The 10,190-nt window shown below is 73.2% G+C and carries 10 protein-coding genes and 1 pseudogene; 4 read left to right on the plus strand and 7 right to left on the minus strand.

Going from position 1 to position 10,190, the window contains the following annotated elements; translation table 11 throughout:
* Positions 1 to 21: 21 nt before the first annotated feature.
* Positions 22 to 384, minus strand: a complete 363-nt coding sequence (locus BG452_RS41660; RefSeq protein ID WP_188309580.1) for a hypothetical protein — start codon at positions 382 to 384, stop codon at positions 22 to 24.
* Between the two features lie 402 nt (positions 385 to 786).
* Here BG452_RS41660 and BG452_RS47480 point away from each other — a divergent pair, with 402 nt between their 5' ends.
* On the plus strand, positions 787 to 921 hold the full coding sequence (locus BG452_RS47480; RefSeq protein WP_262986118.1) for a hypothetical protein: 135 nt from the start codon (positions 787 to 789) through the stop codon (positions 919 to 921).
* A gap of 458 nt (positions 922 to 1,379) precedes the next feature.
* Here the strand turns inward: BG452_RS47480 and BG452_RS41670 are convergent, their stop codons facing one another.
* The gene (locus BG452_RS41670) at positions 1,380 to 2,186 is read right to left on the minus strand and encodes an exodeoxyribonuclease III (protein WP_188309581.1); all 807 of its coding nucleotides are present in this window, start codon (positions 2,184 to 2,186) and stop codon (positions 1,380 to 1,382) included.
* Positions 2,187 to 2,473: 287 nt separating this feature from the next.
* Between BG452_RS41670 and BG452_RS41675 the strand changes: the two genes are divergently transcribed.
* Positions 2,474 to 3,247, plus strand: coding sequence for a GntR family transcriptional regulator (locus BG452_RS41675; RefSeq protein ID WP_188309582.1), 774 nt, complete (start codon positions 2,474 to 2,476; stop codon positions 3,245 to 3,247).
* Between the two features lie 123 nt (positions 3,248 to 3,370).
* Complete coding sequence (locus BG452_RS41680; protein WP_188309583.1) at positions 3,371 to 3,784, plus strand: hypothetical protein; 414 nt, start codon at positions 3,371 to 3,373, stop codon at positions 3,782 to 3,784.
* Positions 3,785 to 3,788: 4 nt separating this feature from the next.
* On the opposite strand, the gene BG452_RS41685 is transcribed toward BG452_RS41680, so the two are convergent.
* The 3 genes from BG452_RS41685 to BG452_RS47485 form a co-directional block, all read right to left on the minus strand.
* Positions 3,789 to 4,952, minus strand: coding sequence for an ROK family transcriptional regulator (locus BG452_RS41685; protein ID WP_188309584.1), 1,164 nt, complete (start codon positions 4,950 to 4,952; stop codon positions 3,789 to 3,791).
* 248 nt (positions 4,953 to 5,200) lie between these two features.
* Positions 5,201 to 5,482 carry a hypothetical protein gene (locus BG452_RS41690; protein ID WP_188309585.1) on the minus strand — a complete coding sequence of 94 codons (282 nt, stop codon included), beginning with the start codon at positions 5,480 to 5,482 and terminating at the stop codon, positions 5,201 to 5,203.
* A gap of 100 nt (positions 5,483 to 5,582) precedes the next feature.
* Positions 5,583 to 7,127: a hypothetical protein gene (locus BG452_RS47485; protein WP_188309586.1), complete on the minus strand. Its 1,545-nt coding sequence runs from the start codon at positions 7,125 to 7,127 to the stop codon at positions 5,583 to 5,585.
* 277 nt (positions 7,128 to 7,404) lie between these two features.
* On the opposite strand from BG452_RS47485, the gene paaK reads away from it, so the two are divergent.
* Positions 7,405 to 8,757, plus strand: coding sequence for a phenylacetate--CoA ligase PaaK (gene paaK, locus BG452_RS41700; protein WP_188309587.1), 1,353 nt, complete (start codon positions 7,405 to 7,407; stop codon positions 8,755 to 8,757).
* Positions 8,758 to 8,969: 212 nt separating this feature from the next.
* Here paaK and BG452_RS47490 read toward each other — a convergent pair whose 3' ends face one another.
* Positions 8,970 to 9,749: a hypothetical protein gene (locus BG452_RS47490; RefSeq protein WP_317621488.1), complete on the minus strand. Its 780-nt coding sequence runs from the start codon at positions 9,747 to 9,749 to the stop codon at positions 8,970 to 8,972.
* A gap of 1 nt (position 9,750) precedes the next feature.
* A pseudogene (locus BG452_RS41710) lies at positions 9,751 to 10,190 on the minus strand (PepSY domain-containing protein); the annotation flags it as partial.

The raw sequence follows: 10,190 nt of genomic DNA on the forward strand, positions 1-10,190 counted from the left end.
GCCGCCGCCAGGGCCAGGGGCTCACGAGGAGCGGCCGGAGAGGTCGATGCCGTTGATGTCACCGCCGGCGGCCACGGACCCCTTGCCGGTGGCCGAAACGTCCCGCCGTTCCGTGCCTGCCACCTGGGTCGAGCCCGTCCCGTTGATGTCACCGCCCGCCGCGACCCCACCCCCGCGCGCTTCCACCGTGCGCCCACCGGCAAGCGCCGTCGGCGCACGTAGAGCGATGACCGCCACCACCAGCCCGACGAGCCCGACGACGGCCCCGACCACACTGGACACCTGCCCGGCCGTGTCCAGGTTCGCCACCAGTACCACCAGCAGGAACGCCACCGAAGCGGCACCCCCGACCCCTGCGATCGCCCACCACATCCAGCGCTGCATCGCGCTCCCCTGACCGTTGTCGCGCCCAACTGCTCTCTGGCATAGAAACGGTAGCGCGCACGAACGACAGCGTCCCTGCGGTGTGTCCGGATCGAGGCAGGTGTGTTACCGAGGCCACTCAGGGAGTGATCTAGGCTTAGCGGGTGAACCGCGACAAGTTCCCCTTTGTCGGCGACTTCAGGGAACTGGAGCACGGTCGGCCAGACGGGCCGGCGATCCGGGCTGTTGTGCGAGCCAGCGAGTCAGAGCATGAACGCGATCTCGTTCAGTACCTGCGCAGTGGCACGGCCGTGTTCGCCGCGCCCAGCGCTGTCCCCGATGTGCTCAGTTCTACCGGCCATCGAAGTGCTGCACCTGCTCACCGACGGGCAGTGGCTGTAGCACTCGGACCTGGCTTACTACGTGGAGCACTACCATGTGGCGTTCGACCCGGGGCTCATCGCGCACGTGCGGAGCAACAACTGGACAGTCCCTGAACTCAGCGACGGTGACTTGGACGCGATGCTGACCGTCCTCATCGAGGACGAGTCGGAGTGAGGTGGGCGCCAGAGGTTGTGTCTGATCACGTCAGGCGGAGGTCCGGGTCAACGGTCGGGGATCTGGCGGGGATTGCCAGCCCAACCCGGGTGAGGCGACAAACCATGATGCCGATCACCGCCCAGCGGATCATCGTCTCCGAGCCCGCTCCCGCCGATGGCCATCCGGCGGAGGTCCTGCAGCGCCTTCACGAGGACGTGGTCCGCCACGTCGGCCGCCAACTCGGCGGCGCCGCGGCCATGCGTCGGCCCCGCACGCGCGGGGGTTGCAGAGAGTTGCCCAGATTGATGCCGTGTTGGTGCCCAAGGCCTTCGGGGAGGTGAAGGAACGGATCGACTTGTCAAACCGGCCGGGCGAGATCACAGGCCTCGTTCACTGGTGCGAGTGGGCCTGGGCTGAGGGGTGCCGTCGCTCCGTGGACCGCTTCTGAGTGCTGCTCAACTGCAGCCTCCTGCGGATCAGTTATTGCCGAAGTCAAAGTGGGCGGTGACGGGTGCGTGGTCGCTCCAGCGCTCGGCGTGGGAGGCCGGCCGCTCGACGTAGGCCTTGACACAGGTGTCCGCGAGTCTCTGACTAGCCGTCAGAAGGTCAATTCTCCAGCCGGAGTCGTTGTCGAAGGCGCGGCCGCGGTAGGACCACCAGGAGTAGGGGCCGGTGCGGTCGGGGTGGAGGGCGCGGACGACGTCGACGTAGCCGGCCTCCTCGTAGACGCGGGAGAGCCAGGCGCGTTCCTCGGGGAGGAAGCCGGCGGACTTCTGGTTGGCCTTCCAGTTCTTGAGGTCCTCGGGGCGGTGGGCGATGTTCCAGTCGCCGCAGACCACGACCTCGCGGCCGTCGGCGGCGGCGCGGGCGCGCAGGGTGGTGAGGTGGACGAGGAATTCCGCCATGAAGCGTTCCTTCTCGTCCTGGCGTTCGGTGCCGACCTCGCCGGAGGGGAGGTAGAGGCTGGCGACGGTGAGGCCCGGCAGGTCGATTTCCACGTACCTGCCGGAGTCGTCGAATTCCTCCGAGCCGAATCCGATGGTGCTGCGCTGCGGCTCCCGGCGGGAGAGGATCGCGACGCCGGCCCGGCCCTTGGCGACCGACGGGGCCCAGATCGCGTGCCAGCCGTCCAGGTCACGCAGTTCGACGGGCAGTTGCCCGGGCTCGGAGCGCACCTCCTGGAGGCAGATCACGTCCGCCTCCGTGCCGGCCAGCCACTCCACGAAGCCCTTCTTGGCGGCCGCCCGGATTCCGTTCACATTCACACTCGTCACCACGATCACCCGGGCAGCCTACCCACTGGCCGAGCCTGCCCCGAAGCGTGACGCGCGGCCGTGGGGGGCTCCGAAGGGCTGTCGTGAACGTGGCATGAATGTTCGCGACGGTCGTATCAAGCCCCGTCATTGGTCTTGACCATCTCCGGACGGAACACCTAGGGTCGCTTACTGCAAGGACCTTTAATAAAGAAGGACGGATAAAGGCCCGCTCTCCCACCTGCCGCAACAGCGGGCAGCGGGCCCGGGATCCGCCCTCCTTGTCGTAGGGCGGACAAGACCAGGTGGAGGACACGGTGGGGACGACAGGGGACCTTTCGGCGGTGCCGGAACCGAAGTACTGGCACCTGCGCACGGTGCTGCTGCGGGCCATCGACACGGAGTTCTCCACCGGCCAGGTCCTGCCCAACGAGCGCGAGCTGTCCGCCCGCTTCGGTGTGGCCCGGGCGACGCTGCGGCAGGCCCTGGACCAGCTGGAGCTGGAGGGCCGGCTGGTCCGCCGCCGGGGGATCGGCACCCTGATCGCCGCCCCGCGGGTCGGCGTCCCGGTGAACCGGCAGGAGGAGGGCTGGCCCGGCGTCGGCCGCAGCCAGTCCTGGCGCACGGTCGACTGCACCACCGCCCCCGCCTCCGTGCGGCTGGCCAAGGGCCTCGGCATCGCGGAGGGCGCCACGGTGCACACCGTCCGCCGGGTCCGCCTGGTCGAGGGCCGCGCGATGGCCACCGAGTCGCTGCACGTCCCGGCCTGCGCCCTGCCGCACCTGCCCGGCTTCCGCGCCGAGAGCGACCGCGCCCGTTCGGTGCTGCGCCAGCTGGAGCGCCTGGAGGTGGACGGTGAGTCCCGGGCCGTCGAGCTGGGTGTCGCCGAGGCCGACGAGGCCGTGCTGCTGGAGCGCCCGCCGGGCACCCCGGTGCTGGTCATGACCACCCAGTACGCCTCCGCCGGCCGCCTGGTGGCGCTCGCCGTCTCCACCTACCGCGCGGACACCTGCAAGCTGACCTTCGGCGAGACCGGCCTGGTCGAGGTCACCCCGGTCGGCGCGACCACCGAGGTCCGCACCGCCTCCTGAACCACTTCGCACCCACCCTCAGACGATGGCCCGGACGCCCAACTGGCGTCCGGGCCATCGTCGTTGACCGAGCCGCCGGTGGCTGAGTACCGTGCGGTGGGGCGATGCGGAAGGGGGCGGCCGGTGAACCTGGTGCAGGAGTTGTGGGCGAGGTCCGAGATCGCCGACTACGACGCGCTGTTCCGGGCGGACGGGACGGCGAGGGAGGCCTTCATCGACGGGCCCGACACCCTCGTGGTGGAGCTCGGGGAGCCGTTCGACGTCGAGGCGCCGGAGTTCGGGCACGAGATCGAGGTGCGGAGCGAGGCCGAACTGCCGGACGGGCGGGGCTTCGTCTGCTGCGGGGACGGCGCGATGGGGGACGAGGGGTTCCTCGCCCGGCTCGACGCCGACCGGCGACTGGTGTGGGTGTTCGCGTCGACGGGCGGCAATCCGTTCCTGCGGGCCTCCGCCGACTGGCCGTTGGCGCACTTCGTCAACGACTGGGGGCGCACCCTCACCATCGACCTGGCCGACCCGGACTACGCCGCCCCCTGACCCGTCACACCCGGGGCGGGTCCACCGCGAAGAGCTGGTCCTCCACGTGGTCCAGGGCGACCCGCAGGGCGCCCATCGAGACGACCTCCGAGCCCAGCGCCGCCAGCGCCACCTCGGGGGCGCGGAGGGTGAACTGGGCGAGGCGTTCGCGCAGCGGTTCCAGGACGCCGTCCAGGCCGGCCGCCCAGCCGCCGATCACCACCAGCTGGGGGTCGATGGCCAGCACCAGGGCGGCGACGCCCTGGACGAGCCGGGTGAGGAAGCGGTCCATGGCGACCTTGGCGACCTCGTCGCCCTCCCGGGCCAGCCGCAGGACCCGGGCGACGGCGGCCTCGTCCAGCGGGTTGAGCGGCTTGCCGGTGGTGGAGAGCAGCTTCTCGGGGGTGACCTCCTGGCCGAGCAGGTGCAGGGCGCCGATCTCGCCGGCGGCGCCGCCGAAGCCGCGGTGCAGTCTGCCGTTGATCAGGGAGCCGGCGCCGGGGCTGAGGCCGGCCATCACGAAGACCACGTCGTCGGCGCCGACCGCCGCGCCCTGCCAGTGTTCGGCGATGGCGGCGAGGTTGGCGTCGTTCTCGATCAGGACGGGGCAGCGGAACGAGCGGCGCAGCCGGGCGCCGAGGTCGAGACCGGTCCAGCCGGGCATCGCGGTGCCGAGCCGGACGGTGCCCTCGCGGTCGACGATGCCGGGGGTGCCGATGCCGACGGCCCACAGGTTGTCCCGGGAGATGCCCGCCTTGCGCAGGACCTCGGCGACGGCGGTGCGGACGGCGGTGAGCCGGTCCTCGGCCTCCAGGGTCTCGTCGACCGGCTTGAAGTGACTGCCCACCACCTCGCCGGCGAGGTCGGCGAGGATGACCCGGATGTCGTGGACGCCGATCTCGATGCCGAGGATGTGCCCGGCCTCGGCACGGAAGCGGAACCAGCGGGCCGGGCGGCCGCGGCGGCCGGTGCCCTGCTGGCCGTCCTCCCGGGGCTGCTCGACCTCGGCGACGAGTCCGGTCTCGACCAGGCCCTCGATCACGCCCTCGACGGTGGGCCGGGACAGCCCGGTCTCGCCGACGAGTTGGGTGAGGGTCACCGAGTGGCCGGTCCGCAGCGCCCGAAGCGTGACCGCGGCGTTGATCCGCCGCAGCAGCGAGGAGTCTCCTCCGGTGAGCCGATCCGCCAATGCGATGCCCTTCGCCGTTCGCGCGACTGCCCTGGCGCGCGGTGTGGAGTCCGCGGAGCCCACCGAACGGCCCGCGGGGGTCTGCCCCCGGAACGCGGCACGGGCGGCGCGCCGCCGCCCGTACGGGAGGCCCGGAGGACAAGCCGGAGCCTACCCGGGGACCTCGCCGGGCGGCGAGGATTCCCGCAGCTCACCTGGGCTTCGGTATCGAAATGGTACGGATCGGGTGGCGGTACGTGACCCTGGCTTCACTCGCCGCCCACCGACGGCCCGCACACCGGGCGCAGCCCCCGGACGGCCCAGCGCGAGCGCACCGACAGCAGCGAGCCGACGCTCAGCCAGGAGCACGCCGAGAACGCGCTGACCACCGAGCCGGCCGAGCCGATCGAGAGCACGCTGCCGACCGATCCGATCGAGAGTACGGAGCCGACCGAGCCGATGGACAGCAGTGAGCCGATGGACCCGAGGGAGGCGATGGAACCGAGCGAGGCCCGGGAGCGGATCGAACGCACGGGAGCGGGAGCGGCCATGCGCCCGATCGTAGCCCTGCCGCCGTCGGCCCACCCGCGCTCAGCCCACCCGCGCCCAGCCCGTCCGGACGAAGCCGGCCGGACGCACCCCAGCCGCCGCTCAGTCCACCCGCGCGACGAACAGCCCCTGCCCGAGCAGCCCCATCGGGTGCCCGTCCGCCGGCAGCGTGAGCACGGTGGGGCAGCCCGCGGTGGTGAGGGCGGTCCGCCAGTGCCGGGCCGGGTGGGCGGTGAGGCCCCGGGGGTCGCCGGTGATCAGCAGGTCGAGCTGTTCGGTGACGGGGGCGAGCAGCAGCAGTCGGCCGCCGGGGGCGAGCAGGTCGACCAGCGCCGGGACCTCCTCCTCGGGCCGGCCGCCGGCGGTGGCGACGACGACGTCGTAGCGGCCGCCGTCGGTGGCGAGGTGGTGTTCGGCGTGCTGCCGGGGGCGGGCGGCGAGGGCGCGGGCGACGGCCGTCTCGGTGCCGTCGCGGTCGAGTTCGAGTACCCGCGGCGGCTGCGGCCCCTGGTGGGCCTCGACGGTGGCGCGGACGAGGGCGCCGAGGGCGGTGCCGAGGTAGCCGCGGGCGGCGGCCCAGCGGACCGGGGCGGCGGCCGGTCGGGGGGCTTCCTCGCCGGTGAGCAGCTTGGGCAGCCGTAGGGCGCCGCGCCGGACCCGGTCGAGGACGGCGGCGGTGCCGAGGCCGTCGGTCCAGCTGTCGACGGCGGATCGCCAGGCCTCCCGGACCTCGGCGGAGCTGACCGTGTGGGCGCCGTGGTAGATCGGGCCCTGGGCGCCGCCGTCCCGGTGGGCGATCAGGCCGTGCCGGGCGAGGGCGTCGAGCCAGCGGCCGACCCGGGGGCGTTGGGCGGGGGTGACCAGGGCGGTGGCGAGGAGTTCGGCCTCGGAGCGGCCGTGTTCGGGGTCGGTGAGTACCCCGGCCTGCTGGAGGGTGTGCAGCAGCGCGGTGAGGACGGCCCGGTCGAGGTGGGCGCCGAATTCGGTGAGCTGCTCGGCGGTGACGCCGATGCTGTGCTTCCAGGCGGCGGCGGTGGCGGCCTCGGTGTCGGCGCGCAGTCGGCGGTCGGCGGCCTCGGGCCGGTTGTCGGGGGCGCGCAGGTGGGCGAGGACGGCGCCGAGGGCGTCGACGGCGGCGTAGACGTCGTCCTGCCGGGGTTCGGGGCCGACGTGCAGGACGAGCCGGAGCGCGCCGAGGTCGTGGTCGGCGAGGTCGGGCTGTCGGCTGAGCCGCCAGAGCAGGGCGGAGGGCAGGCTGAGGTGGGTGGTGCCGTTGGCGGCGAGGGCGGTGAGCTGCTCGTCGGGCCGCTGGTCGGGGTCGGCGCAGTGCACGGTGCCGCCGGCCAGCAGGGTGGCCAGGGCGAGTTCGACGGCCAGGTCGGTGGCGGGGTGCAGCACGGTGTGCCGTATGGGCGGCGGGCCGAGGACGCCGGCCCAGTGCCGGAGCCGTTCCTCGGCGGCGCGGGCGGTGGAGGGCGGCAGGGCGGCGTGTTCGGCGACGCGTTCGGCGAGGGCCCGGGGCAGGCCGCCCGGCGGGGAGACGCCGAGCAGCAGGCCGATGCCGCTGATCGCGCGTCCGTCGGCGACGACGGCGGGTCTGTCGCCGAGCTCGCGCAGCGCGCTGACCAGCGCAGGGGTCGAGGCCAAGGTGATCACTCCGGGGTGCGGGGGAGAAGCCGCACTACTGAACCATGGGTCCGGGCCGATGAGCGGGGCCTACGGGTAATAATTCCGTAATGATTTTCATATCGGCCAGCCAAGCGGTGGGCGCGATCCTGGCACGAACACCCCGGAACTGCGCATTCCGGAACCGCTGCGCGATGCCTTGACAGGTGGTTCGGGTGCTGGGTTACTTGGCCTGGGCTTGCCCTGACCGAACGATCGGTTGGGCTCCCAGACTCGGCCGACCTGCGGAGGAGCGACGATGACCGGCAGCGCACCCGACCCGGACCGACGCCTGGGGGAGCCGATTCCACCCGCCCTCCTGGACGCCGGAGAACGGATGGGCGTCGACGAACTGCGCGCCCACCAGCTCGACCGGCTCCGGGTCACCCTGCGGCACGCCTACGACCACGTCGAGATCTACCGCCACAAGTTCGACGCCGCCGGGGTGCGCCCGGAGGACTGCCGCACCCTGGCGGACCTCGCCCGGTTCCCCTTCACCACCAAGGCCGACCTGCGCGAGGGCTACCCCTTCGGCATGTTCGCCGTCCCGATGGAGCGGGTCCGCCGGATCCACGCCTCCAGCGGCACCACCGGGCGCCCGACCGTGGTCGGCTACACCGAGAACGACCTGTCCATGTGGGCCGACGTGGTCGCCCGCTCGATTCGCGCGGCCGGCGGCCGGCCCGGCCACAAGGTGCACATCGCCTACGGCTACGGGCTGTTCACCGGCGGCCTGGGCGCCCACTACGGCGCCGAGCGGGCCGGCTGCACCGTCATCCCGGCCTCCGGCGGGATGACCGCCCGGCAGGTCCAGCTGATCCAGGACTTCCGCCCCGAGATCATCATGGTCACCCCGTCCTACCTGCTCACCCTGCTGGACGAGTTCGAGAAGCAGGGCCTGGATCCGCGCGCCAGCTCGCTGCGGATCGGCATCTTCGGCGCGGAGCCCTGGACGGAGGAGATGCGGCGCGAGATCGAGGAGCGGCTCGACCTGCACGCCGTCGACATCTACGGCCTGTCCGAGGTGGTCGGCCCCGGCATCGCCCAGGAGTGCGTGGAGACCAAGGACGGGCTGCACATCTGGGAGGACCACTTCTATCCGGAGGTGGTGGACCCGCTGGCCGATCAGCTGGGGCCGGACGGGGTGCTGTCCGACGGGGAGGGCGGCGAGCTGGTCTTCACCTCGCTCACCAAGGAGGCGCTGCCGGTCATCCGCTACCGCACCCGCGACCTCAGCCGGCTGCTGCCGGGCACCGCGCGGCCGGCCTTCCGGCGGATGGAGAAGGTCACCGGGCGCAGCGACGACATGATCATCCTGCGCGGGGTGAACCTCTTCCCGACCCAGATCGAGGAGATCCTGCTGCGCACCCCGGGCGTCGCCCCGCACTTCCAGCTGCGGCTGACCCGCGAGGGCCGGCTGGACCGCCTGGCCGTCCGGGTGGAGGCCCGCCCGGAGGCGCCCGCCGCACTGCGCGAGGCGGCGCGGACGGAGATCGTGCGGGCGGTGAAGGACGGGGTGGGTGTGACGGTCACGGTCGAGGTGGTGGACCCGTACACGCTGGAGCGCTCGGTCGGGAAGATCAAGCGGGTGGTCGACGAGCGACCGCGCTGAGACGGCTGATCGGGCTGAGACGCGCGACCACGCCGAGACGGCCGATCGGGCTGAGACGCGCGACCACGCCGAGACGGCCGATCGGGCTGAGACGGCTGATCGCGCCGGGAAGTGGCCGGAGGCGCACGGCTGTCCGGGGGGTGATGCCGTGCGCCTCCGACGTCTACAGCAATGTAGACGCTCGATGGGTGGGGCGTCCAGTCATCGAGGGCCTAGCGTCGGCGCGCCCGCGCGGACAGCGCCAGCGCCACCACCATCAGCACCGCGAGCGCCAGGCTGACCGGGCCGGTGCCCAGTGCGAGCCCACCGCGGTCGGCGCCGACGCCCAGCCAGTCCGCGAACGAGGCGCCCAACGGGCGGGTCAGCACGTACGCCCACCAGAAGCCGGCCACCGGGCCCACCCAGCGGGCCCGGGCCGCCACCGCCGGGATCGTGATCAGTACCGCGAAGCCCAGCCCGGCCACCAGGTAGCCGAGGTCCAGGGTGGCCGCCGTCAGGTCGCCCAGCGCCGTGCCCAGCGCGAAGGTCAGCAGCACGGCCGCCCAGTAGAACAACTCCCGGCGCAGCCCCGTCACCCGGTCGATCGCCAGCGAGCCCTCCACCCGGTGCCAGAGCAGGAACAGCGCCGCCAGCGCCACCGCCAGTGAGCCCGCCGACAGCGCGTACGGGACGCCCAGCGCCACGTGCGCCACATCGGCGACCATCGTGCCGAACACGCTGACCATGACCACCACCGCCCAGTACAGCCCCGGCAGGCAGCGGCGGGTGCGCAACTGCACCAGCAGCACGACGGCCAGCAGCAGCCCGGCGGCGGCCACCGCGGGGACGGGGCCCACGGTGTGCGCGAGGAAGTCCGAGAGGGTCTCGCCCATGCCGGTGGTGAGCACCTTCACCACCCAGAACCAGCCGTCCACGACGGGGACCTTGCTGGCCGCCCGCGCCTCGCCGGAGCCGGCCGGGCGGGGCGTCGTCGGTGCGTAGGAGTGGGCCACGTCAGCCCTCCGCGCCGTCGACGGCGGGACCGGAGGCGGCGGGACCGGAGGCGACCGTGCCGGAGGCGGCGGGACCGGAGACGACGGTGTTGCCCGTGAGCTGGCCGTCGGCGCCGTCCACCGTCACCAGGTGGCGCACGCCGTCCTGGCCCACCACCGTCACCGCCCAGGCGGCGCCGCCGCCCTGCTCGGTCACCCGGTGCAGCGCCTCGGCGCGCCCGCCGGGGACGGCGGCCTGGGCCTTCTCCAGCGCCGCGGAGGCGGCGACCGAGGGCAGCGCGGCCGGCGCCCCGCCCCGACCGGAGCCGTGCTCCCGGCCCTGCCCCTGCCCCTGGCCGTGCCCCTGCCGGTGCCCGTTCCCGTCCGCGTGCCCGTGCCCGTACCCGCCCTCGGAGTCGGAGCGGTCCGCCGCCTCGCGGTGACCGCGTCCGCCCTCGCCGT

Origin of the sequence: Streptomyces sp. CBMA123 (assembly GCF_014596465.1) — a bacterium.
Taxonomy (GTDB): Bacteria; Actinomycetota; Actinomycetes; order Streptomycetales; family Streptomycetaceae; genus Kitasatospora.

Bases quoted from the DNA above. Each gene is read 5' to 3' on its own strand.
- BG452_RS41660 (WP_188309580.1), bottom strand. From the start codon at position 384: ATGCAGCGCTGGATGTGGTGGGCGATCGCAGGGGTCGGGGGTGCCGCT.
- BG452_RS41690 (WP_188309585.1), bottom strand. From the start codon at position 5,482: ATGGCCGCTCCCGCTCCCGTGCGTTCGATCCGCTCCCGGGCCTCGCTC.
- paaK (WP_188309587.1), top strand. From the start codon at position 7,405: ATGACCGGCAGCGCACCCGACCCGGACCGACGCCTGGGGGAGCCGATT.